Raw genomic sequence first — 23,523 nt, forward strand, 5'->3', positions numbered from 1 at the left:
CGGTGTCAGTCGCCGAGGCCGGCCAGGTCGCGCAGCCGGCGGCCCTGGGCGGCGCGTTCGGCGACGCGCTGCTCCTCGTAGGTGCGCTCCTGGGCGCCGCGCAGCAGCGCCTTGGTCTCGATGACGGCGTCGCGGGGCGCGGCCAGCAGCGCCGCCGCCAGGTCCTGCACCGCGGCGTCGAGTTCACCGCCGGGCACCGCCAGGTTGGCCAGGCCCGTGTTGACGGCTTCCTCGGCCAGGACGAAGCGGCCCGTCGCGCAGATCTCCAGCGCGCGGGCGTAGCCGACGAGTCCGACCAGCGGGTGGGTGCCGGTCAGGTCGGGGACCAGGCCGAGGCTGGTCTCGCGCATGGCGAACTGCACGTCGTCGGCGACGACGCGCAGATCACAGGCGAGCGCCAGCTGGAACCCGGCACCGATGGCGTGGCCCTGGACGGCGGCGATGGAGATCAGGTCGCTGCGCCGCCACCAGGTGAACGCCTCCTGGTACTCGGCGATGATCGCGTCGAGCGTGGCCTCGTCGCCGCGCGCCATGTCGACGAACGACGGTTCGCCCTCGATGCCCTCGGGCGAGAGCATCTGCCGGTCGAGTCCCGCGGAGAAGGACTTGCCCTCCCCGCGCAGCACCACGACCCGGACGGAGCCCGGCAGCAGCCGGCCCGCCTCGGTCAGCGCCCGCCACAGGGCCGGGCTCTGCGCGTTGCGCTTGGCGGGGTTGGTCAGCGTCACCGTGGCGATCGCGTCGTCCACGGTCAGCCGTACGCCGTCCTTGTCGAGTACCGGACCGAGGTCCTGGGCGGGCGAAGCCATGGGGCGCCTCCGATGGGTGCGGTCGTCGTGCGTGCCGGGGACGGCGGGATCCCGGGGACCTCGCACCCTGGCACACCTAAGTGACTGCACAGTAACCACCCGGCCGGTCAGTCGCCCGACCGGGTGGTCACCCTCGGAACCGCGGCGCCGGGATCAGGCCGACGAGGCCTTCTTGCCCCGGGTCGCCCCGCCACGCCCTCGGAGCGTGACGCCCGACTCGCTGAGCATGCGGTGCACGAAGCCATACGAGCGGCCGGTCTCCTCGGCCAACGCCCGGATGCTTGCACCGGCGTCGTACTTCTTCTTCAGGTCTGCCGCGAGCTTGTCGCGCGCGGCGCCGGTCACCCGGCTGCCCTTCTTCAGAGTCTCGGCCACCCGTGCCTCCTCATGGGAAGTGCGCTCTGGTCTTCTCATGATCACCCCTACCGGGCCCGATGGCCACCCATTCGGCAAGGTCGATGGGACAAGGTTGTGACGACAGGAGCACACCCCCACAACCGGAAGAAGAGATTCCGGGCGGTGCCGACGGCACCGCCGAACGGGTTCTTCCGCGAAGTCCCTGGTCAGGGGGGTCGCTTCCGCCGACCCCCGGCCCATGCCGGACACGGCGGGGAAATCCGTGTAGGACACACCTCGGGATGAGGAGATCTCACACAGATGGTGGATCACCGATGGGCCGAATGATCCATCCCGAGTGGATCACGACCGACGGCCGGCCCCGCACCCGCGGTGCGTGACCGGCCGTTCACCAGGAGTCGCTCAGGCGAGGGCGACGAGATCCGCGTAGTCGGCGCCCCACAGGTCCTCGATGCCGTCCGGGAGCAGGATGATCCGCTCCGGCTGGAGCGCCTCGACGGCACCCTCGTCGTGGGTGACCAGGACGACCGCGCCCTTGTAGGTGCGCAGCGCGCCGAGGATCTCCTCACGGCTGGCCGGGTCGAGGTTGTTGGTCGGCTCGTCGAGGAGGAGCACGTTCGCCGCGGACACCACCAGGGTGGCGAGCGCCAGGCGGGTCTTCTCGCCGCCGGAGAGCACCCGGGCCGGCTTGTCGACGTCGTCGCCGGAGAACAGGAACGAGCCGAGCACCTTGCGGACCTCGACCAGATCCATGTCGGGGGCGGCCGAGCGCATGTTCTCCAGCACCGTGCGGTCCTGGTCGAGGGTCTCGTGCTCCTGCGCGTAGTAGCCGAGCTTGAGCCCGTGACCGGGGACGACGGCGCCGGTGTCGGGCTGCTCGACGCCCGCGAGCAGGCGCAGCAGGGTGGTCTTGCCGGCGCCGTTGAGGCCCAGGATGACAACCCGGGAGCCCTTGTCGATGGCCAGGTCGACGTCGGTGAAGATCTCCAGCGAGCCGTACGACTTCGACAGCCCCTCGGCCATCAGCGGGGTCTTGCCGCAGGGGGCGGGCTCGGGGAAGCGCAGCTTGGCCACCTTGTCGGACTGGCGGGCCTCCTCCAGGCCGGACAGCAGCCGCTCGGCGCGGCGGGCCATGTTCTGCGCGGCGACCGTCTTGGTCGCCTTGGCGCGCATCTTGTCCGCCTGGGCGTTCAGCGCGGCGGCCTTCTTCTCGGCGTTGGCCCGCTCGCGCTTGCGGCGCTTCTCGTCGGCCTCGCGCTGCTGCTGGTAGAGCTTCCAGCCCATGTTGTAGATGTCGATGGCCGCGCGGTTGGCGTCCAGGTAGAACACCTTGTTGACGACCGTCTCGACCAGGTCGACGTCGTGGGAGATCACGATGAAGCCGCCGCGGTAGGTCTTGAGGTAGTCGCGCAGCCAGATGATCGAGTCGGCGTCGAGGTGGTTCGTCGGCTCGTCGAGCAGCAGGGTGTCCGCGTCGGAGAAGAGGATGCGGGCCAGTTCGATACGGCGGCGCTGACCGCCGGAGAGCGTGTGCAGCGGCTGGCCCAGCACCCGGTCGGGGAGGTTCAGGGCGGCGGCGATGGTGGCGGCCTCGGCCTCGGCGGCGTACCCGCCCTTGGTGAGGAACTCGGTCTCCTGCCGCTCGTACTGGCGCAGCGCCTTCTCCCGGGTGGCGCCCTGGCCGCTCGCGATGCGCTGCTCGTTCTCCCGCATCTTGCGGATCAGCACGTCCAGTCCGCGCGCGGACAGGATGCGGTCCCGCGCGAGGACGTCGAGGTCGCCGGTGCGGGGGTCCTGGGGCAGGTAGCCGACCTCGCCGGAGCGGGTGACGGTGCCGGCCGCGGGGATGCCCTGGCCGGCGAGGACCTTGGTGAGGGTGGTCTTGCCGGCGCCGTTGCGGCCGACCAGGCCGATGCGGTCGCCCTTGGCGACCCGGAAGGTGGCGCTCTCGATGAGGACGCGGGCACCGGCGCGCAGCTCGATGCCGGAGGCGGAGATCACGGTCAGACTCCTGGGCGTTGGGGTCCCGGCTCGGTCGGAGTCACGAGCGGGGAGGGTGGCGGTGGGCGGCTGAGGACGGTCCCGCCGTCTAATGCGCGAGGAGAATGGCCATGCGGGCCATTCTAACGGGGCGTGGCAACCGCTTTTTCTGCGTCCGGGTGTTCCCGGAGGGGGCGTGGGGCGGGCCGCGGGGCGTTGTCAGTGGCCGGTGTCACACTGGGCGGCGGATCGGAAGAATCGGCACATCCCGCCGCGAGACACGAGGAAGTGATCGCCATGGCAGACACGGACGGAGCGCGTCCGACCATCGTCCCGACGCTGCTGTACGCGGACGCGAAAGCGGCCGTGCGGCAGCTCACGGAGGCCTTCGGGTTCCGCACGCTGGCGCTGTACGAGGACGGCGACGGCGCGGTGTCGCACGCCGAACTGGCGCAGGGCAACGGCGTGGTGATGCTCGGCTCCAAGGGCCGGGGTGGCGCCTTCGACACCGCGATGAAGGACGCCGGCCCGGCCGCGGCGTACGTCGTGGTGGAGGACGCGGACGCGCACCACGCCCGTGCGGTGGAGCAGGGCGCGGAGATCCTCATGCCCCCGACCGACCAGGACTACGGATCGCGGGACTACATGGCCCGCGATCTGGAGGGCAACATCTGGAGCTTCGGCACGTACGCGCCCCGGGTCCCCGACTGACGGGCACCGCGGCGCACACCTGGCATTCACCTGACGCACACCGCCGGCCGCGGGGCCCCGGGGCCGGCCGGAGCGCGCCGCCGGGTGCCGTCAGCCTCCGGTGTGCACCTGGAAGGCGGCCCGGCGGACGGCCTTGGCCAGCGCCGGGTCGGGGTGCGCGGCGGCGAGCGCGACCAGGACCTGCACGGTGCGCGGGTGTCCGACCGCCCGGACCTCCTTGAGCAGCGCGGGCACGGTCGGCTGCACCGCGGACTCCAGGTGCCGCACCAGCAGCGGCGCCTCACCGTGGTCGGCGACGGCGGCGGCGGTGTCCACCCACAGCCACGTCGCCTCCTCCCGGGTGAGGACCTCGTGGGCGTCCTCCGGGTCGGCGCCGTCGTGCTCGGCGAGCCACAGCAGCGCGTAGGGGCGCAGCGTCGGGTCGTCGAGGACGGCGCGCACCTCGGGCTCGGCGGGCGCCCCGACCACGCGCAGCGCCTCGAAGGCGAGGCCGCGCAGCAGGGCGTCCTCGCCGCGGGCGGCGCCGATCAGTTCGGTGACGGCGCTGCCGACGGGGCGGGCGGCCAGCCAGGCGCGGTACTCGGCGCGGGCGGCGTTGGGGCGTAGCTGGGCGCAGCCGCGGAGCATGTCCTCGGCGCCCTGCTCGATGTTGCCGGCCGGGCTCTGGGCGGCCACGCAGATCTGCTCCAGCTTGACCCAGACCGCCCAGCTGCCGAGGGCGGTGAGCGTCGCCTGCCCGGCGCCGTAGGTGAGGGCGCCCACGGAGGCGAGGGCGCGCAGCGACCAGTCCAGGAGGGGCTCCAGCGGGGCGGGCGCGGGAGCGGGGGGTTCGGCGGCGGCGGGGGCGAGGCGGAGGCCGTGAACCCCGGCGGCACCGGGCTCGTCCGGTTCGCCGCGGTCGGCGTAGTCGATCTCGCAGCGCGCGGTGCGCAGTTCGGTCACCCGCTGCTGGAGCAGGTCGAGCAGCTGGGACACCGGGACGGGGCCGGCGGAGAGCTGGAGGAAGGAGAGCACCTGGGGCATGGCCGAGACGACCTCGGCGACGGCCGCCGGCTCCTGGTCCGCGGGCTCCGGGACGGCGAGCGACCAGGCGTCGAACAGCGCCACCCAGCCGCGCAGCACCGCGCTGTCGTCCCGGTTCCAGGCGCGCAGCCGCCAGCCGGGGCGGGCGCTGCCGCCGTGCACCTCGACGAGACCGGCGAGGCGGGCGGTGTCCCAGTCGGCGCGGACCTGGGCCGGGGTCAGGCCGAGGTCGGCGGCGGCGCGTTCGGCGCTCGCGTCGGAGAGGGTGGCCTTGCCGTCGTCCGTGGGGCTGCCCCGGCCGGGGCCGAGGGCGGTGTCCGCCCAGCGGGCGACGCGGGCCGCGCCGGCCAGACCGGAGCGAGCCATTCCGGCCAGCTCGGAGCGGGCGGGCGTGCCCTGCGGAGGGCGCGGCGCGGGACGGCGCGGGCGCCGTTGGTCGATCACTGCGGGGGCGGCGGCCAGGGGACGTGGGCCAACGAGTCGAAGCCTGGAGTCGCGCGGGATACGGGACGTCACGGATGCAGTCTTGCGGGTGACGGTCCGAAATCCCAAACGGAGGGCCGCGAGCGGTGCCGCGGGAGGCCAACACGCGGGCGCGCACGGGCGGTCGAGGGGCGATATCAGGCCAGTCGTACGGCTTTGAACGGTGCGGTGCGCACCGGCCGGAGCGGGTCGCCCGGCCGGTTTGCCCGGCCGGCGGCCGGAGCCCTGTCCGCGTCACGCGGACCGGGCGGCCGGAGCCCCGCGCGCCTCACGCGAACGGGGTCATGAACGGGGTGAGGAAGCGGCGCAGGTGCTCCTCGTAGGCGGCGGGGCCGGCGTTCCACATCGCGCCGTGGGGCGCGCCCGGGACGGTCCGCAGGGTGACCGTGTTCGGCTGTGCGGAGGCGAGCCGGCGGGAGAGCGACCAGGGGGCCACGGTGTCGCCGGGCCCGTGGAAGATCACGGCGGGGACCGCGACCCGGTCCAGCCGGACCGCTGCGGCGCGGCGGTCGCCGTAGAGCCCGGTGCGCCCCTGGGCGGCGCGGACCGCCAGCGGCAGCAGGGCGCCGGGGGTGTGCCGGGCGGTGGCGAGGGAGCGCAGCGTCGTCTCCCAACTGAGCACCGGCGAGTCCAGGACGAGCCCGGCCACCCGTTCGCGCAGGCCGGAGCGGGCGCCCGCGCGCAGCGCCATGGTCGCGCCGGTGGACCAGCCGTACAGGACCACCTGCCGGGCGCCGCGGTCCACGGCGTACCGGATCGCCGCGTCCAGGTCCCGCCACTCGGTCTCGCCGAGGTGGTTCAGGCCGTCCGGTGGGCGCGGGGCGCCGCGGTCGCCGCGGTAGGCCGGCACGAGCACGGGGAAGCCGAGGCGGTGCAGGAAGTCCAGCACGTTCAGCGCGTGCTCCCGGCCCGCCCCGAGGCCGTGCACGGCGATCACCCAGGTGTCGCGGGGGGCGGGCACGAACCAGGCGGGCAGCGGTCCGAGTTCGCCCGCGAGCGAGACGTCGGTGTGGTCCAGTCCGAGCGCGGTCCCGGGGTCGCCGACGTGCAGGTGCGGCACGAGGCGCACCCGGTTGCCGGGTTCCAGGGATCCCTGGGCGACGCTTTCCAGCCGCCGCACGACGGTGTCGGCGGTGTCCGACGCCCCGTCGAGCACGGGGCCGACCACGGCGTGGACACCGTCACCGGACAGGCCGTACCGGCCGGGCCGCAGCGCGGCGAGGTGCCGGGTGAGGGTGACGCGGCCCGCGGCCGTGCCGTGCACGGTGAGCCTGGGTTCGGTGGGCAGGGGTCGGCCGGCGGGAGTCCTGAGGGCTGCATCGCTGGCGAGTCGGCCGGCGGCCACCGCGGCGGCGCCGGCCCCGATCACGGCGGTGACGGCAGCGGCCGTCGCTCTGACAGTGCGCACCCGTCCAGTGTCCTGGTCGACCGTGCCCCGGGCCAGTGGGCGGGGCGTCCGGGGTGAGGCGTCCGGGGTCGGGGTCCAGGGTGACGGCCGGCCACCGCACGCTCGCCCTCCGTACCGCGCACCCGGCCGGCTGGGCTCACGGGACCGCGCCCGGCGGTGGCCGCCGCACCCCGGCCGCCCCGCCGTGGCCCGCGGGGCCGTCCGGCCGGGCCCTCACCCCGGCTGTCCGTACCCCCGCAGACGCTCCCCCACCTCCGCCACCTGCTCCCGGGTCAGCAGCGACGGGGTCAGGTGGGGGACGGACGAGGCGGTGAGCCACAGGCGGCACATCCACTCCAGTTGGGCGGTGCGGTCGTACGCCTGGTCGAGGGTGGTGCCGTGGGTGAGGGTGCCGTGGTTGCGCAGGAGGCAGCCGGAGCGGTCCCGCAGAGCCCGCAGCGCGTGGGCGGCCAGCTCGTCGGAGCCGTAGGGGGCGTACGGGGCGACGCGGACGGGGCCCCCGAGGGCGGCGGCCATGTAGTGGATCGGCGGCAGTTCGTCGACGAGCGTGGAGACGGCCGTCGCGTGCACGGCGTGGGTGTGGACCACGGCGCGCGCCCCGGTCGTCCGGTGGACGGCCAGGTGCAGGGGCAGTTCGCTGGTCGGGACGAGTGAGCCGCGCACCTGGCGCCCGTCCAGGTCGACGCCGGTCAGGTCCTCGGGGGTCAGCCGGTCGTACGGGACGCCCGACGGGGTGACGAGGACGACGTCGCCGACCCGCACCGAGACGTTGCCGGAGGTGCCGACGACGAGCCCGTCGGCGACCGTTCGGCGGGCGGTCGCGACGAGTTCGGCCCACGCACGACCCTCGGCGTGACGCAAGTCACCCTCCCGCTCGCCGTCCGTTTCGCCCGCCATGTTCCGTGCGTCACGCGTCGGTTCCTCAGTCATGACGTGATCCTCCCAGGCCCGCTCCGGCGCCTCGGCCCAGGCGGGGCAACGGTCGACGAACGGCGTGCGGACAGAGGGCTTTCACGGGGTCACGCAGAGCGGCCGGACGACGGAGCGGCACCCCCCTCTTCCGGTCACCGCGACGCCCGTCCCAGTTCATCTTCCGTTCACCCGGGTTACTTACGTTCGACGCGCCAATGACCTCGAACGATTGCCTGGGTAAATGGAAAGCTTCTCGCTGATCCTCGCGATTGTGGTGGTGACCGCACTCGCGTTCGATTTCACGAACGGTTTCCACGACACCGCGAACGCGATGGCAACGACCATTTCGACCGGTGCCATGCGCCCCAAGACGGCGGTCGCCATGTCCGCCGTGCTGAACCTTGTCGGTGCTTTTCTCTCGGTGGAGGTCGCCAACACGATCTCCAAGGGCCTCGTCGACGAGGCCGGCATCCGTCCCGAGGTCATCTTCGCCGCTCTGGTCGGCGCGATCCTCTGGAACCTCCTCACCTGGCTGGTCGGCCTGCCGTCCAGCTCCTCGCACGCCCTCATGGGCGGCCTGATCGGCGCCACCGTCGCCTCGGCCGGCCTGGGCGCGGTGCACGGCGACGTGCTGATCACCAAGGTCCTGATCCCCGCGATCGCCGCCCCGATCGTCGCCGGTCTCGCCGCGATGTACGCGACCAAGCTGACCTACCGCATGGGCAAGAAGGCCAACGGCAAGGCGGCCGAGAAGGGCTACCGCGCCGGACAGATCGCCTCCGCCGGCCTGGTCTCCCTGGCCCACGGCACCAACGACGCGCAGAAGACGATGGGCATCATCACCCTGGCCCTGGTCTCCGGCGGCGTGCTCGTGCCGGACTCCGACCCGCCCCTGTGGGTCATCGTCTCCGCGGGTGTGGCCATCGCGCTCGGCACCTACCTCGGCGGCTGGCGCATCATCCGCACCATGGGCAAGGGCCTCACCGACCTCCAGCCGCAGCAGGGCTTCGCCGCCCAGACCAGCGCCGCGACGGTCATCCTGGCCTCCTCGCACCTCGGCTTCTCCCTCTCCACCACCCACTCCGTCTCCGGCGCCGTGATGGGCGCGGGGCTGGGCCGCAAGGGCGGTGTCGTCCGCTGGTCGACCGCGACGCGGATGTTCGTCGCCTGGGGCCTGACGCTGCCCGCGGCGGCCGTCGTCGCGGCGATCGCCGAGTGGGTCTGCGGCTTCGGCGCCTGGGGCACCGGCCTGGTGGCCGCCTTCCTGGTCGTCTCCAGCGCGGCGATCTGGAAGATCTCCCGGCGCGAGGTCGTGGACCACACCAACGTCAACGACACCGACGACCCCGGCACCGGCGCCACGGCCGACGAGCCGGCCGGTGTGGTGACCACGGCCATGGCCGCGGTGACCCCGCCCCCGGCGGGCGCCCTCTCCGAGGAGCTGTCGGCCACCATCCCGGCCCCGGCGACCGCCCCCGCGGACCCGGCGGCCCCCGCGGCCCCGACCACCGTCTGACCGCGACCCGGTACGAAGGAAGAAGAGCACCATGGACATCGACTGGGCAGCCCTCGGCTCCGTCTTCGGCGTCAGTCTCGTGGTCACCATCGCCCTGGTGGGCCTGTTCACCCTCGGCATCGCCGGCCTGTCCCGCCGGGACCAGGCCGCCGAGCAGGGCCAGTCCGCGGCCCTGGCGGTCACCGGCGCCTACGCCTGCTTCGCCGCTTGTGCGGCGGCGGTGGGGTACGGCATCTACCTGATCATGGCGTGACCACCGCCTGACCACACCGTTCCGCCCGGCGGGCGGTCGCGGGGCCCCGGCTCCGCGACCGCCCGCCGTCGCGTTTCCCGCCACCGCAGTCGCGTTCCCCGCCACCGCCTTCCCCGCCGTCGCCTTTCCTGCCGTCGCCTTTCCTGCCGTCGTCTTTCCCGCCGTCGTGTCCCCCTTGGGTCCGGCGGCGGGGGAGACGCGTCCCGCTGTGTGCCTCGGCACACTTCAGTCCCGCAGGTCAGCGGCAAGTTGACGGGTGTTCGGGGCCCATGGTGGACTGCCGGGGCCAACACGGCGGCAGGAGAGGAAGCCGGTGCGACTCCGGCGCGGTCCCGCCACTGTCACCGGGGGTGGAGCCCCCGGGAGCCAGGAACTCTCGCCGCCGGTCTCGTCGAGCCAGGGCGCGGACACCCTGAGTGAGGACATATCGCCATGCGCGGCTGCCTGTCGAGGTCGACCCTCCCCTCCCCGCCCCGCTCCGGGGCCGCCCCCTCCGGAACCGTCACCGGCTGAACCCGTGCGTGCCGATCGCGTCTTCGCGTACGGCGCCGCCGCCGGCCTCCTCGGCGACCTGCTGCTCGGCGATCCCCGCCGCGGGCACCCGGTCGCCGCGTTCGGCCGGGCCGCGGGCGCCGTGGAACGAGTGCTGTGGCGGGACCACCGGGGCGCGGGCGCCCTGCACACCGCCGTCTGCGTGGGCGGGGCCGTGGCGCTCGGCGGGCTCACGGCCCGCCGCGTCCGCTCCTCCCCCGCCGCCTCCGTCGCCCTGACCGCCGCCGCCACCTGGGCGGTCGTCGGAGGGACGTCGCTGGCCCGGGAGGCGCGCGCCATCGGGCGGGCGCTGGAGTCCGGGGACGTCGAGGCCGCCCGCGCGCGGCTGCCGCACCTGTGCGGGCGGGACCCCGAGGCCCTGGACGCCGACGGGATCGCCCGCGCTGTGGTGGAGTCCGTCGCCGAGAACACCTCCGACGCCGTGGTGGGGGCCCTGGTGTGGGGCGCCGTGGCGGGAGTGCCGGGACTGCTCGGCTTCCGGGCCGTCAACACCCTGGACGCGATGGTCGGGCACAAGTCCCCCCGTCACCTGCGGTTCGGCTGGGCGTCCGCCCGGCTCGACGACGTCGCGGGCTGGCCCGGCGCGCGGCTGACCGCCGCCCTCGCCGCGGCCGCCGGCCCCGACCCCCGGGGCGCCGTGCGGGCCTGGCGGGACGACGCCGGACGGCATCCGAGTCCCAACGCGGGCCCGGTGGAGGCTTCCTTCGCGGGCGCCCTCGGCGTCCGGCTCGGCGGGACGCTCTCCTACGCCGGGCGGGTCGAGCACCGTCCCGTCCTCAACGGCGGCGGCCGGCCGGTGACCGTGCCGGACATCGGCCGGGCGGTCCGGCTGTCCCGGCGCGTGGGCTGGCTCGCGCTCGGCGTGGGCGCCGCCGCGCGGCTCCTGGCGCGGGGGCGCGGGCGGTGAGCGGGCGCGGGGGCGGCCTGCTGGTCGCCGGGACCACGTCGGACGCGGGCAAGAGCGTGGTGACCGCGGGGATCTGCCGGTGGCTGGCCCGGCAGGGCGTCGCGGTGGCGCCGTTCAAGGCGCAGAACATGTCGCTGAACTCCTTCGTCACCCGCGAGGGGGCGGAGATCGGGCGGGCGCAGGCCATGCAGGCGCAGGCGTGCCGGATCGAGCCGACGGCGCTGATGAACCCCGTGCTGCTCAAGCCCGGCGGGGAGCAGAGCAGCCAGGTGGTGCTGCTCGGCAGGCCGGTCGGCGAGCTGAGCGCCCGCGGCTACCACGCCGGGCGCCAGGAGCGGCTGCTCGGCACGGTGCTGGACTGTCTGGAGCAGCTGCGGGGCACGTACGACGCGGTGATCTGCGAGGGGGCCGGCAGCCCGGCCGAGATCAACCTGCGCCGCACCGACATCGTCAACATGGGCATCGCGCGGGGCGCGCGGCTGCCGGTGCTGGTGGTCGGCGACATCGACCGGGGCGGGGTGTTCGCCTCCTTCTTCGGCACGCTGGCCCTGCTGTCCCGCGAGGACCAGGACCTGGTGGCCGGTTTCCTGGTGAACAAGTTCCGGGGCGACGTGTCGCTGCTGGAGCCCGGGCTGGACATGCTGCACGGCCTGACCGGCCGGCGGACGTACGGTGTGCTGCCGTTCCGGCACGGGCTCGGCATCGACGAGGAGGACGGCCTGCGGGTGTCGCTGCGCGGCGCCGTGCGGGAGTCGGCGGTGGCCGCGCCGGTCGGTGAGGACGTGCTGCGGGTCGCGGTGTGCGCGGTGCCGTTGATGTCGAACTTCACGGACGTGGACGCGCTGGCCGCCGAGCCGGGCGTGGTGGTGCGGTTCGTGGACCGGCCGGAGGAACTGGCCGACGCCGACCTGGTCGTGGTGCCCGGCACGCGCGGCACGGTGCGGGCGCTGCGCTGGCTGCGCGAGCGGGGTCTGGCCGGGGCGTTGCGGCGGCGGGCCGCCGAGGGGCGCCCGGTGCTGGGCATCTGCGGCGGCTACCAGATCCTGGGCGAGCGGATCGAGGACGACGTGGAGAGCCGCGCCGGGCGGGTCGACGCGCTCGGACTGCTGCCGGTGCGGGTGCGGTTCGCGCGGGAGAAGACCCTGGCCCGGCCGTCCGGCGAGGCCCTGGGCGAGCGGGTCGAGGGGTACGAGATCCACCACGGGGTCGCCGAGGTCACCGGCGGCACGCCCTTCCTCGACGGCTGCCGCTCCGGGCAGACCTGGGGCACGCACTGGCACGGTTCGCTGGAGTCCGACGGCTTCCGGCGGGCCTTCCTGCGCGAGGTGGCCGCCGCCGCGGGACGCCGCTTCGTGCCGGACCCCGGTACGTCGTTCGCCGCGCTGCGCGAGGAACAGCTCGACCGGCTCGGGGATCTGATCGAACAGCACGCGGACACGGACGCCCTGTGGCGGCTCGTCGAGTCGGGTCCACCGGCCGGGTCGCCCTTCGTCCCGCCCGGAGCACCCGCGTGAGCACGACACCGGGCGGCGCGGGCGGGCCCCGGCACCGGGGCAGGCACCGGCGCACGCACCCGCACCGGCACCCGCACCGGCACCGGCACCGGCACCGGCACGCACGACGGTACGAGCGGCAACGACGACAACTCCCGTACGAACACGGACCCGACGGCGTACGCGTCGGCGACTCGGAGGGCGAGGACACGTGAGCATTCCCTTTCCGTTCACCGCGGTGGTGGGGCAGGACGACCTGCGGCTGGCACTGCTGCTGAACGCCGTCTCCCCGGCGGTCGGCGGTGTGCTGGTGCGCGGGGAGAAGGGCACCGCCAAGTCCACGGCCGTGCGCGCCCTGTCGTCGCTGCTGCCCCCCGTGGCGGTGGTACCGGGCTGCCGCTTCTCCTGCGACCCGGCGGCGCCCGCTCCCGACTGCCCGGACGGCCCCCACGAGGCCGGCGGCGGCACGGCGCGGGCCGCGCGCATGGTGGAACTCCCCGTCGGCGCCTCCGAGGACCGGCTGGTGGGCGCCCTGGACATCGAGCGGGCGCTCGCGGAGGGCGTGAAGGCGTTCGAGCCGGGCCTGCTGGCCGACGCGCACCGCGGGATCCTGTACGTGGACGAGGTCAACCTGCTCCACGACCACCTGGTCGACCTGCTGCTGGACGCCGCCGCGATGGGCGCCTCGTACGTCGAACGGGAGGGCGTCTCCGTGCGGCACGCGGCGCGGTTCCTGCTCGTGGGGACGATGAACCCCGAAGAGGGCGAGCTGCGGCCGCAGTTGCTGGACCGGTTCGGCCTGACGGTCGAGGTGGCCGCCTCCCGGGAGCCCGACGAGCGGGTGGAGGTCGTCCGGCGGCGGCTGGCCCACGACGACGACCCGGCCGCCTTCGCCGCCCGGTGGGCCGAGGAGGAGGCGGCCGTACGGGAACGGATCGTGGCGGCGCGGGAGTTGCTGCCGTCGGTGCGCCTCGGGGACGGGGCGCTGCGGCAGATCGCGGCGACCTGCGCGGCCTTCGAGGTGGACGGCATGCGGGCGGACATCGTGATGGCCCGCACGGCGACCGCGCTGGCGGCCTGGGCGGGGCGGACGGACGTGCTCGCCGAGGACGTGCGGCAGGCGGCCCTGCTGGCGCTGCCGCACCGGCGGCGGCGCAACCCGTTCGACGCGCCGGGGCTCGACGAGGACAAGCTCGACCAGACGCTGGAGGAGTTCGGCGACGACGAGCCCGACCCGGAACCGGACGGCCCCGACGACGACGGGGGCGGCGGGGGCGGACGGCCGCCGGCCGACGACGGTCCGCAGGGCGGTGACGCCTCCGGGCCGGAGCGGGCCGGGGACGGCGAGGATGCGGCGGACCCCGCCGCGCCGCCGCCCGGCGGACCGGGGGCCGGTGAGCAGGCCCCGGCGAAGGCGTCGGAGCCGTTCCGCACGAAGGTGCTGAGCGTGCCCGGCATCGGCGAGGGCGCCGCCGGGCGGCGGTCGCGGGCGCGCACGGAGCACGGGCGCACGACCGGGGCGCGCCGGCCCCGGGGCGCGCTGACGAAACTGCACCTGGCGGCGACCGTGCAGGCCGCGGCCCCGCACCAGCGGGCGCGGGGCCGGTCCGGGCCGGGGCTGGTGGTGCGCCGGGACGATCTGCGGCAGGCGGCGCGCGAGGGCCGGGAGGGCAACCTCGTGCTGTTCGTGGTGGACGCCTCGGGGTCGATGGCGGCCCGGCAGCGGATGGGCGCGGTCAAGGGCGCCGTGCTGTCGCTGCTGCTGGACGCCTACCAGCGGCGGGACAAGGTGGGCCTGGTGACCTTCCGCGGCTCCGGGGCTGACGTGGCGCTGCCGCCGACCTCGTCGGTGGACGCGGCGGCGGCCCGGCTGGAGTCGCTGCCGACCGGCGGCCGCACGCCGCTGGCGGCGGGCCTGCTCAAGGCCCACGACGTGCTGCGGGTGGAGCGGTTGCGCGACCCCGCGCGCCGGCCGCTGATGGTCGTGGTGACCGACGGGCGGGCGACCGGCGGGCCCGAGCCGGTCGCGCTGTCCGGGCGGGCGGCGCGGCTGTTCGCGGCCGAGGGCGTGGCGTCGGTGGTCGTGGACTGCGAGACGGGACCGGTGCGGCTGGGCCTCGCGGGGCAGCTCGCCGGGGAACTCGGGGGCGGCGCGGTGACGCTGGACGACCTGCGGGCGGACGCGATCGCCGGACTGGTCAGGGACGTGCGTGAGGTACAGGACGCCCGTGGGAACGGGACGAGGAGGGCAGCGTAGTGCCGCAGGGACAGCCGAGCGTGGTACCGGACGACGGTCTGACGACCCGTCAGCGTCGCAACCGGCCGCTGGTGATGGTGCACACCGGGGTCGGGAAGGGGAAGTCGACGGCCGCCTTCGGGCTCGCGCTGCGGGCCTGGAACCAGGGCTGGCCGGTCGGGGTGTTCCAGTTCGTCAAGTCGGCGAAGTGGAAGGTCGGCGAGGAGCGGGCGCTGCGGGTGCTGGGCGCCACCGGTGAGGGCGGGAGCGTCGACTGGCACAAGATGGGCGAGGGCTGGTCCTGGGTGCAGCGGGACGCGCAGCTCGACAACGAGGAGAAGGCCCGGGAGGGGTGGGAGCAGGTCAAGCGGGACCTGGCGGCCGAGCGCTACCGGCTGTACGTGCTGGACGAGTTCGCGTACCCGCTGCACTGGGGCTGGGTCGACACCGACGAGGTGGTGGAGGTGCTGCGCGGGCGCCCGGGGACCCAGCACGTGGTGATCACCGGGCGCAACGCGCCGCAGGCGCTGCTGGACTTCGCCGACCTGGTCACCGACATGTCGAAGGTCAAGCACCCGATGGACGCCGGGCAGAAGGGGCAGAGGGGCATCGAGTGGTGAGTGCGACCCCGTCGGTGCCCCGGCTGGTCGTGGCCGCGCCCGCCTCGGGCAGCGGCAAGACGACCGTGGCCACCGGGCTGATGGCCGCGCTGGCGGGACGAGGGCTCGCCGTGTCCCCGCACAAGGTGGGGCCGGACTACATCGACCCCGGCTACCACGCGCTCGCCACCGGCCGGGCGGGCCGCAACCTGGATGCCTACCTGTGCGGACCGGAGCGGATCGCCCCGCTGTTCGCGCACGGCGCGCGCGGCTGCGACATCGCCGTGGTCGAGGGCGTGATGGGCCTGTACGACGGGGTGTCCGGGCAGGGCGAACTGGCGTCCACCGCGCATGTGGCGAAGCTGCTGCGGGCGCCGGTGGTGCTGGTCGTCGACGCCTCGTCGCAGTCGCGGTCGGTGGCGGCGCTGGTCCACGGCTTCGTGAGCTGGGACCCCGAGGTGCGGGTGGGTGGCGTCATCCTGAACAAGGTGGCCTCCGACCGGCACGAGGCACTGCTGCGGGACGCCCTGGAGGCGGTCGGCGTGCCGGTGCTGGGGGTGCTGCGGCGAGCAGCGCGGGTGGAGACCCCGTCGCGCCACCTGGGGCTGGTGCCGGTCGCCGAGCGGGGGGCCGCGGCCCTGGACGCGGTCGCCGCGATGGCCGCCCAGGTGGCGGCCGGGTGCGACCTGGAGGGGCTCGTGGCGCTCGCCCGGAGCGCGGGGGCGCTCCCCGACGCGGCCTGGGACCCCCGGCGGGCGCTGGACGCCGCCGCTCCGGCCGCCGGGGCCGCCGGGGCCGTCGCGTCCGGGGCTGCGGGACCCGCCGGGCCCGGTCGCGGGGACCGCCCGGTGCGCGTGGCCGTGGCCGGCGGCCGGGCGTTCACCTTCACCTACGCCGAGCACACCGAACTGCTCACCGCGGCCGGGGCGGAGGTGGTCCCGTTCGATCCGCTGCGCGACGAGCAGCTGCCCGACGGGGTGGACGGCCTGGTGATCGGGGGCGGGTTCCCCGAGGTGCACGCGGCTGAGCTGTCGGCCAACGAGCAGCTGCGCAAGGCCGTGGCCGCGCTGGCCCTCGGCGGCGCGCCGGTGGCGGCCGAGTGCGGGGGGCTGCTGTACCTGTGCCGGGAGCTGGACGGCCTGCCGATGTGCGGGGTGCTGGACGCCTCGGCGCGGATGACGGGCCGGCTGACGCTCGGTTACCGCGACGCCGTGGCCCTGACCGACAGTGCCCTGGCCGGGGCCGGGACGCGGCTGCGGGGCCACGAGTTCCACCGCACCGTCGTGGAGCCGGGCGCCGGGCCCGCGCCCGCCTGGGGCATGCGGACGCCGGAGCGGCGCGTCGAGGGGTTCGTGCGGGACGGCGTGCACGCCAGCTACCTGCACACCCACTGGGCGGCCGAGCCCGGGGTCGCCCGGCGGTTCGTCGAGCGGTGCGGGGCGTGGTGAGCGGGCGCGTGCGCCGGCCCCTGGCCGGGCACCTGCGCCCGTGGGCGGGCGCCTGCCGAGCGGGCTGTGGTCAGGGGGTACTTGGTGAGCGGGTCCGTGGTGAGCGGGTCCGTGGTGTGCCGGTGCCTGCCGAGCGGGCCCTTGGCGAGCGGGCGCCTGCTGAGCGGGCCCTTGGTGAGCGGCGCGTCGTGAGCGGCGCGTCGTGAGCGGCGCGTCGTGAGCGGGTGCGGGAGGACGGGGCCGGGCAGCCGCGAGGCGGGTCCGCGGGCCGGCGGGCGGGGTCGTCCGCGTCCGGGGCCGGAGTGTGACGAACCGGGCGTCCGCGTCCGGGGCCGTGTGCGGCAGGCCGGGTCGTCCACGCCCGGGGGCCGGTGTGCGGCGGGCCGGGTCGTCCACGTCCGGGGGGCAGTGTGCGGCGGTCGTCAGTGGGCGGTGCCCGCCACCAGCCAGATGAACAGCACGCCCAGGACCGTGCAGAGCAGCGTCGAGCGGGCCGGGTGGGTGTGATGGGCCTCGGGCAGGATCTCGGCCGCCGCCAGGTAGAGCAGCGCGCCGGCGAACAGCCCGAGGTAGCCGCCGAGGACGGGTTCGGGGAGCGTGAAGAACAGGGTGGAGGCGGCTCCCAGCACGGGCGCGGCGGCGTCCGCGACGAGCATGCCGAGCGCCCCGCGGCGGGCGTTGCCGTACACCCGGGTGAGCGTGTACGTGTTGAAGCCGTCCGCGAAGTCGTGCGCGATGACCGCCACCGCCACGGTGGCGCCCATGCCCCCGCCGATCTGGAAGGCGGCGCCGATCGCCACCCCGTCCATGGCGCTGTGCCCGACCATCGCGGCGGCTGCCGTGAGTCCCACCTGCGGGGTGCGGCCGTGGTGCTCCTCCGCGCCGTGCGCGGCCTGCCGATGCGCGAGCAGCCGTTCCACCAGGTGGGCCAGCAGGAAGCCGGCCACGAACAGCAGCAGACCGGCGGGCACCCCGTACACCTCCTGCCCGGCGGCCTCCAGGGCCTCAGGGAGCAGTTCCAGGCCGACGACACCGAGCATCAGACCGCCGGCCAGGCCCAGCACGAGGTGGCGGCGGTCGGTGACGCGGTCCGCCGTCCAGCCGCCGGCCAGCGTCATCAGGAACGCGCCGAGCGCGACGAGTACGGCCATGCGCCCTTCGTAGCGGATCGGGTCCGCGGGGCGCACGCGTGACGGCCGTATGTCGCCCGGCGTCGTGACCGGGAGCGGGAGAGGACGACCCCCATGGCCGAGACCGGCATCGTGACCGGGCCGCCCGCCGACGTCGTCGTGGGCGTGGGCGCGTCCACGGGCGTGGACGCCGAGGAGGTGCTCGCCCTGGTCGAGGGGTGCCTACGGGAGGCGGGGCTGCCGCTGACCCGCGTCGCCGAACTCGCCACCGTCGACGCCCGGGCCGCCGAGCCCGGTGTCGTGGCGGCGGCACGGCGGCTCGGGGTGCCGCTGGTGGCCCACGGGGCCGGCGACCTGTCCCGGGTGCCGGTGCCCCACCCGTCGGCCGCCGTGCTGGCCGCGGCCGGCACCCCGTCGGTGGCGGAGGCCGCCGCGCTGGTGGGCGGAGGCGTGCTGCTGGTGCCCAAGCGGGTGTCGGCGCCGGCGGACGGGCGGCCGGCCCGGGCCACGTGCGCCGTCGCCCGGCGGCCGACGGGACCGGCCGCGTCCCGGACCGGCGCGGGCACCCCGGTGACGGCCCGGGACGGCGCCCCCGGCACCATCACCGGCATGGACACGCACACACCGCCGCGCACCGCCCCGCCGGCCACCCCGCCAGTCGCTCCGCCCGCCGCCGCGCCCGCCGCCGGTGCCGCGCACGACCTGCGGCACCACGGTGACGCCGAGGTCCGCGACGACGGGGCCGCCCTGGTCGACCTGGCCGTGAACGTCCGCGCGGACACCCCTCCGGCCTGGCTGCGCGAACGCGTCGCCGCCTCGCTGACCGGGCTCGCCGCCTACCCCGACGGGCGGGCGGCGCGGGCGGCGGTGGCCGCGCGGCACGGGCTGCCGGTGGAACGGGTGCTGCTGACGGCGGGGGCGGCGGAGGCGTTCGTCCTGCTGGCGCGGGCGCTGCGGACCCGTCGGCCGGTGGTGGTGCACCCGCAGTTCACGGAGCCGGAAGCGGCCCTGCGGGACGCCGGGCACACCGTCCGGCGGGTGCTGCTGCGGGAGGCGGACGGTTTCCGCCTGGACCCGGCCGCCGTCCCCGAGGACGCGGACCTGGTCGTCGTCGGCAACCCGACCAACCCCACGTCGGTGCTGCACCCGGCCGGGGTCCTCGCCGGGCTCGCCCGTCCCGGCCGGACGCTGGTGGTGGACGAGGCGTTCATGGACGCCGTGCCGGGCGAACGGGAGGCGCTGGCCGGGCGGACGGACGTGCCGGGCCTGGTGGTCCTGCGCAGCCTCACCAAGACCTGGGGACTGGCCGGACTGCGGATCGGCTACGTGCTCGCCGCGCCGGGGACGGTGGCGGCTCTGGAGAAGGCTCAGCCGCTGTGGCCGGTGTCCACGCCCGCCCTGGTGGCGGCCGAGGCGTGCGTGGGCGCCGAGGCCCTGGCGGAGGCGGAGCGCGCGGCCCTGCGGGTGGCGGCGGACCGGGCCCACCTGGTCGCGGGACTCGGGCGGCTGGCCCACCACGGGGTGCGGGTGGTGCGGGCGGCCGAGGGCCCCTTCGTCCTGGTCCGGCTGCCGGACGCGGCGGCGGTACGGGAGCGGCTGCGGGACCGGGGCTACGCGGTGCGCCGTGGGGACACCTTCCCCGGCCTGGACGAGGAGTGGCTGCGGCTCGCGGTGCGCGACCAGGAAACGGTGGACGGCTTCCTGTCGGCGCTGGAGCGGTCGTTGACGGGAGGCTGACGGGGCGCCGGCGGGGCACCGACAGTCCCCGGGGCGCGGCGGGAGGGCGCGGCGGAGCGACCGGACCCGGCCCGCCCGCCTGTCCGCCCTGCCCACCCAGTACGCCCACTACGCCCGGTCCCGGCTCACCTGTAGCCCTGCGGGCGCGAGGCTCTCCGGCGCGTGCCCTTCCGCATGCCCGAGCCGCCGGAGTGAGGGGCGACGGGGTGGGCGCGGGCCGCGGACGTCCACCGCTGCCCGCGCCCGCCCACGCTCTCCGGTCCGACGCGGGTCCCCGTCCCCGGACCGTGTGCCCCGCGCCGCGCCCCGGGCCGGACGGCCGACGCCGGACGTGCCCGCCCCGGGGACGGGGACGGGCACGTGAACGGCGGCCGGACGACGGCCGGGTGACGACGACGGGGTGGCAGCCCGACCGGGAACGGCTGGGGCGGCCGGAACGGCCGGGGCAACCCCTGGCGCGGTCAGGGCTCGCACGGCGGTGCCGGCGGATACCGCCCGTCCGCCCGGACCTCTCTCAGCGGAGTCGGCGGGGCACCGCCCGGCCGCCCGGCCGTTCCGGTGCTCCCGGCCCTCCCCCGTCTGCCCCCGAGGGCCGGGTCCCCCGGGGGCCGGCGCGTCAGGTGCGGCGGCTCCGGCGGGAGATCGCGACCGCCGCGCCGCCCGCCGCGAGGAGCGCGACCGCTCCGCCCGCGATGTACGGGGTGGTGGAGTCACCGCCGGTCTCGGCCAGGTTGGCCCCGTCCTTGCCCTTCTCGGGGGCGGCCTCCTCGGCGCGGGCCCCCTGCGGCCGCACGTCCTCGGCCTCCTGCTTGCCGGGGGCGGCCTTCTCCCCGGTGTCCGGCGCCGCCGCCTCCTGCTCCCCGGCGGGGGCCTCGGCGGTCCCCGGGGCTTCGCACTTGGCCTCGGCGAGCGTGACCGTGCCGTCGACCTCGGCGACGTTGAGCTTCGCGGGGTTGACGGCCACCTGGAGCCGCAGCGCGGTGGCGGCGGCGGTGCGGGAGGTGGTCTCGGTCTTCGACAGCTCCAGCCGGACCTCGCCGACGCCCGGCACCCGGACCTCGGTGGTGCCGTTGGAGGTCAGCGTGACGCGCTTGCCCAGGACGGTCACCGAGCCCGGCAAGGTCGCCGAGGCGAGCGGGGTCCTCCCGGCCTCGCAGACCGCCTTGGAGGTGACCTTCTCCAGTTCGATCAGCGACAGCAGGGGCAGGCCGGGCACGTGGACGCGGGCCTTGGCGAGCGTGGTGGACGCCTCCGCCCGCGCCCCCTCCACCGTCGCCTGCGCGTCGGCCACTTCGGCGCGCAGCACGCTGAAGGGCTTGCCGCCGTCGACGCCGTCCAGGGTGGCGGTCAGGGCCGTCTTCCGTGCGCTCTCCGGCGCCTCGACGGCGTTGAGGGAGACCGCGAGCGGAGCCTGCACGCTCTTGTTGAGCAGGGCCACGTCGAGCCCGGTGCGCAGCACGGCGGCGCTCGCGGAGCCCTCGTCACCGGTGGCGTGCGCGGAACCCGCTCCGGCCAGCGCCGCGGGACCTGCGGCGAGGACGGTGGCCGCGGCCACGACGGCCCAACGGCGTGCGGGCATACGGAAATTGATGCTGTTCAAGATGGTGGGACCCCCATGAGACTCGGGTGGGACCCCGAAAGAATCTCCGCACCGGCCCCGGGCCGTCAGCAAACCTCGGACACTTCACCCCTTCGGGGATGTTTAGCGGATTCATTCGATTACGGGAGTACGGCTGTTCCCCGGCCGTGCCTCACATACGCCCGTGCGGGCGAGCGCGGGGTGGTGAACGGTGGCGTGTCTCGGTGCGGGAGGGAGCAGGGCGGAGCAGCAGGACGGAGGCCCGGCGGCCTCGGGGACGGAGGCCGCCGGGCGGGTGGCCGTGCCCGTCCCGCGCCAGGAGTTGTCGTCACAGGGGCACGCCCACATCAGGAGTGGGGCGAGGGTGCCGGCTGCTCGGGCAGTCGTTGGTGTTGCCACCCATGACCACCGGAGCGCGCGGGCGGCCCAGACCGTCGCAAGCCAGATGAGTCTTGCTGGTCAGAGCGCCTCTGGAGCATCCGGGCACCGGGCTGCGGTGCCGCCTTTTTGGCGCACCGGCTGCGTGCTGATGCGCCCGGACGATGCCGGAGTCGACCGACACCAGCCAGTCGACGTCCCCGGCCGCGTCCGATCGAGATCGCATGGACGACGGAACCTAGCAACCGGCCTCGGTGCCGCTGTTCACGTACGAGTCGGCGTTGACCGAGTAACCGGCCCCGGTGGTGAGGTCGGGGCGGCTTCCGTGACCGTCCTCCGCGAGGCGCTCGGCGGTGAGGAAGACGATCGACAGGGCCATGCCCTGTCTGGTGAAGCACAGGTCGCCGGGCGAGGCTTCGGGGTCCGGATTCCATCCGTCCCGTACCGCCTCTGTCCGGTAGTGCGCGGTCACTTCGTCCCGTGTGCCGGGGAAGGTGTACGTCCGGCCGGCGTACACCACGACATCGCCGCTGTCCGCCCAGCAGCCGGCGTCCACCTGCTCGAAGCCCCGGGCGACGGCGGCCCCGTCGGGCCGGGAGTCGAGGATGTCGAGCGTCGCCATCTCCTTCACCCGGTCGTCGGTCCCCTCGCAACCGCCGGCGAGTTCCAGCAACGTGCAGCCGGTGAGCGTCGCGGCTGCGAGCGCGGTCGCCAGGAGCACGGATATCGGGCGGGTGGTACCTGTCCGCAGGCGCACAGCGGGCTCCATGGTGAAGGCCGGGGCCGGGGGGGGTCGCCGGCAAGAGAGTCGTCCGTGCCGGCTCCGGAGCGGGCACGCCCCAGTTCTACCAGCAGCCGTGCGCCTCGCTCCTGACGTGAGCGTGGCACTTCGACGACACCTCCTAGGCGACCACGTTCCCGTTGAGCACCACCCGGAGCGGGTCCGTGAGGGTGCGGACGTCCTGGCGCGGGTCGGAGGCGTAGACGACCAGGTCCGCCGGGGCGCCCTCGTCGAGGCCGGGGCGTCCGAGCCAGTCCCGGGCGGCCCAGGTGCCGGCCGCGACGGCGTCGGCGGGCGGGATGCCCGCGCGGACCAGCTCGCCGACCTCCTCCGCGACCAGGCCGTGCGGGAGGGTGCCGCCCGCGTCCGTGCCGACGAAGACCGGGATGCCTGCGTCGTAGGCCGCACGCACGGTCTCGTAGCGTCGCTCGTGGAGCCGGCGCATGTGGGCCGACCAGCGGGGGAACTTGCTCTCCCCGCCGTCGGCGAGGTCCGGGAAGGTGGCGATGTTGACCAGCGTCGGCACGATCGCGACGCCCCGCTCGGCGAACAGCGGGATGGTCTCGTCGGTCAGGCCCGTGGCGTGCTCGACGCAGTCGATGCCCGCCTCGACGAGGTCCCGCAGGGAGTCCTCCGCGAAGCAGTGCGCGGTGACCCGGGCGCCTAGCCGGTGCGCCTCGGAGATGGCGGCCTCGACCGCGCCGCGCGGCCAGCAGGCCGACAGGTCGCCCAGGTCGCGGTCGATCCAGTCGCCGACCAGTTTCACCCAGCCGTCCCCGCGCCGGGCCTCCTGGGCGACGTACGCCACCAGGTCCTCGGGCTCGACCTCCCAGGCGTAGCCGCGGATGTAGCGGCGGGTGCGGGCGATGTGCCGGCCGGCGCGGATGATCTTCGGAAGGTCGTCGCGGTCGTCGACCCAGCGGGTGTCGGAGGGCGAACCGGCGTCGCGCAGCAGCAGGGCGCCGGCGTCGCGGTCGGTGAGCGCCTGCTTCTCGGCGACCTCGTCGGGGACGGCGCCGTGCCGGTCGAGGCCGACGTGGCAGTGCGCGTCGACGAGTCCGGGCAGCGCCCACCCCTCGACGGTGCGGACGTCGTGGGCGCCGGCGGGGCGGTCGTAGGTGATGCGCCCGTCGACCACCCACAGCTCGTCGTGGACCCGGTCCTCGTCCGGCCCGGCGAGGATCCGCCCCTTCACGTGCAGCACCGCGCGTTCGCTCATGCCCCGCACCCT

At 75.5% G+C, this 23,523-nt stretch carries 19 protein-coding genes, 1 pseudogene and 1 riboswitch; of the genes and pseudogenes, 9 read left to right on the forward strand and 11 right to left on the reverse strand.

The window, feature by feature from the left end:
• Window positions 1-5 precede the first annotated feature (5 nt).
• The 3 genes from AB0F01_RS00265 to AB0F01_RS00275 form a co-directional block, all read right to left on the reverse strand.
• Window positions 6-809, reverse strand: a complete 804-nt coding sequence (locus AB0F01_RS00265) for an enoyl-CoA hydratase/isomerase family protein (RefSeq protein ID WP_362088850.1) — start codon at window positions 807-809, stop codon at window positions 6-8.
• 153 nt (window positions 810-962) lie between these two features.
• Window positions 963-1,184, reverse strand: coding sequence for a helix-turn-helix domain-containing protein (locus AB0F01_RS00270; protein WP_030404458.1), 222 nt, complete (start codon window positions 1,182-1,184; stop codon window positions 963-965).
• 384 nt (window positions 1,185-1,568) lie between these two features.
• Complete coding sequence (locus AB0F01_RS00275; protein WP_362088851.1) at window positions 1,569-3,167, reverse strand: ABC-F family ATP-binding cassette domain-containing protein; 1,599 nt, start codon at window positions 3,165-3,167, stop codon at window positions 1,569-1,571.
• A 276-nt stretch (window positions 3,168-3,443) separates the two neighbouring features.
• Here AB0F01_RS00275 and AB0F01_RS00280 point away from each other — a divergent pair, with 276 nt between their 5' ends.
• Complete coding sequence (locus AB0F01_RS00280; protein WP_362088852.1) at window positions 3,444-3,857, forward strand: VOC family protein; 414 nt, start codon at window positions 3,444-3,446, stop codon at window positions 3,855-3,857.
• Between the two features lie 90 nt (window positions 3,858-3,947).
• Here the strand turns inward: AB0F01_RS00280 and AB0F01_RS00285 are convergent, their stop codons facing one another.
• From AB0F01_RS00285 to AB0F01_RS00295, 3 genes are all read right to left on the reverse strand, one after another.
• Window positions 3,948-5,396: a hypothetical protein gene (locus AB0F01_RS00285; protein WP_362088853.1), complete on the reverse strand. Its 1,449-nt coding sequence runs from the start codon at window positions 5,394-5,396 to the stop codon at window positions 3,948-3,950.
• 235 nt (window positions 5,397-5,631) lie between these two features.
• Window positions 5,632-6,771: an alpha/beta fold hydrolase gene (locus AB0F01_RS00290; protein WP_362088854.1), complete on the reverse strand. Its 1,140-nt coding sequence runs from the start codon at window positions 6,769-6,771 to the stop codon at window positions 5,632-5,634.
• A 213-nt stretch (window positions 6,772-6,984) separates the two neighbouring features.
• Entirely contained in the window at window positions 6,985-7,668 is a 684-nt protein-coding gene (locus tag AB0F01_RS00295; RefSeq protein ID WP_362090152.1) for a class II aldolase/adducin family protein, read from the reverse strand.
• Window positions 7,669-7,924: 256 nt separating this feature from the next.
• Between AB0F01_RS00295 and AB0F01_RS00300 the strand changes: the two genes are divergently transcribed.
• The 7 genes from AB0F01_RS00300 (at window position 7,925) to AB0F01_RS00330 (ending at window position 16,687) form a co-directional block, all read left to right on the forward strand.
• Window positions 7,925-9,199 (forward strand): inorganic phosphate transporter, encoded by a 1,275-nt coding sequence (locus AB0F01_RS00300; protein WP_362088855.1) that lies wholly within the window; start codon window positions 7,925-7,927, stop codon window positions 9,197-9,199.
• A 31-nt stretch (window positions 9,200-9,230) separates the two neighbouring features.
• Window positions 9,231-9,452: a hypothetical protein gene (locus tag AB0F01_RS00305; protein WP_362088856.1), complete on the forward strand. Its 222-nt coding sequence runs from the start codon at window positions 9,231-9,233 to the stop codon at window positions 9,450-9,452.
• A 302-nt stretch (window positions 9,453-9,754) separates the two neighbouring features.
• Window positions 9,755-9,828, forward strand: a riboswitch (cobalamin riboswitch).
• Between the two features lie 141 nt (window positions 9,829-9,969).
• On the forward strand, window positions 9,970-10,911 hold the full coding sequence (locus tag AB0F01_RS00310) for a cobalamin biosynthesis protein (protein ID WP_362088857.1): 942 nt from the start codon (window positions 9,970-9,972) through the stop codon (window positions 10,909-10,911).
• A complete protein-coding gene (locus tag AB0F01_RS00315) occupies window positions 10,908-12,425 on the forward strand; it encodes a cobyric acid synthase (protein ID WP_362088858.1) in 1,518 nt (505 codons plus the stop codon). Before AB0F01_RS00310 ends, AB0F01_RS00315 begins: the two co-directional genes overlap by 4 nt.
• Before the next feature lie 190 nt (window positions 12,426-12,615).
• Window positions 12,616-14,661, forward strand: a complete 2,046-nt coding sequence (locus AB0F01_RS00320; RefSeq protein WP_362088859.1) for a putative cobaltochelatase — start codon at window positions 12,616-12,618, stop codon at window positions 14,659-14,661.
• Window positions 14,661-15,260, forward strand: coding sequence for a cob(I)yrinic acid a,c-diamide adenosyltransferase (gene cobO / locus AB0F01_RS00325; RefSeq protein ID WP_362088860.1), 600 nt, complete (start codon window positions 14,661-14,663; stop codon window positions 15,258-15,260). The genes AB0F01_RS00320 and cobO overlap by 1 nt, the downstream gene beginning before the upstream one ends.
• Window positions 15,257-16,687 carry a cobyrinate a,c-diamide synthase gene (locus tag AB0F01_RS00330; protein WP_362088861.1) on the forward strand — a complete coding sequence of 477 codons (1,431 nt, stop codon included), beginning with the start codon at window positions 15,257-15,259 and terminating at the stop codon, window positions 16,685-16,687. The genes cobO and AB0F01_RS00330 overlap by 4 nt, the downstream gene beginning before the upstream one ends.
• Window positions 16,688-17,109: 422 nt before the next feature.
• On the opposite strand, the gene AB0F01_RS00335 is transcribed toward AB0F01_RS00330, so the two are convergent.
• Window positions 17,110-17,838, reverse strand: coding sequence for a ZIP family metal transporter (locus AB0F01_RS00335; protein ID WP_362088862.1), 729 nt, complete (start codon window positions 17,836-17,838; stop codon window positions 17,110-17,112).
• A gap of 93 nt (window positions 17,839-17,931) precedes the next feature.
• Here AB0F01_RS00335 and cobC point away from each other — a divergent pair, with 93 nt between their 5' ends.
• The gene (gene cobC / locus AB0F01_RS00340; RefSeq protein ID WP_362088863.1) at window positions 17,932-19,554 is read left to right on the forward strand and encodes an Rv2231c family pyridoxal phosphate-dependent protein CobC; all 1,623 of its coding nucleotides are present in this window, start codon (window positions 17,932-17,934) and stop codon (window positions 19,552-19,554) included.
• A gap of 616 nt (window positions 19,555-20,170) precedes the next feature.
• Here cobC and AB0F01_RS00345 read toward each other — a convergent pair.
• The 4 genes and pseudogenes from AB0F01_RS00345 to AB0F01_RS00360 all read right to left on the reverse strand — a co-directional run bounded on the left by AB0F01_RS00345 (window position 20,171) and on the right by AB0F01_RS00360 (window position 23,511).
• Window positions 20,171-21,154 carry an SCO1860 family LAETG-anchored protein gene (locus AB0F01_RS00345; RefSeq protein ID WP_362088864.1) on the reverse strand — a complete coding sequence of 328 codons (984 nt, stop codon included), beginning with the start codon at window positions 21,152-21,154 and terminating at the stop codon, window positions 20,171-20,173.
• 361 nt (window positions 21,155-21,515) lie between these two features.
• Window positions 21,516-21,734, reverse strand: a pseudogene (locus AB0F01_RS00350) (IS5/IS1182 family transposase); the annotation flags it as partial.
• A gap of 15 nt (window positions 21,735-21,749) precedes the next feature.
• A complete protein-coding gene (locus AB0F01_RS00355) occupies window positions 21,750-22,268 on the reverse strand; it encodes a hypothetical protein (protein ID WP_362088865.1) in 519 nt (172 codons plus the stop codon).
• 145 nt (window positions 22,269-22,413) lie between these two features.
• Window positions 22,414-23,511, reverse strand: a complete 1,098-nt coding sequence (locus tag AB0F01_RS00360) for an amidohydrolase family protein (RefSeq protein ID WP_362088866.1) — start codon at window positions 23,509-23,511, stop codon at window positions 22,414-22,416.
• Window positions 23,512-23,523 lie beyond the last annotated feature (12 nt).

Source organism: Streptomyces sp. NPDC029526, from assembly GCF_040637405.1.
In the GTDB taxonomy this organism is placed as follows: Bacteria; Actinomycetota; Actinomycetes; order Streptomycetales; family Streptomycetaceae; genus Streptomyces.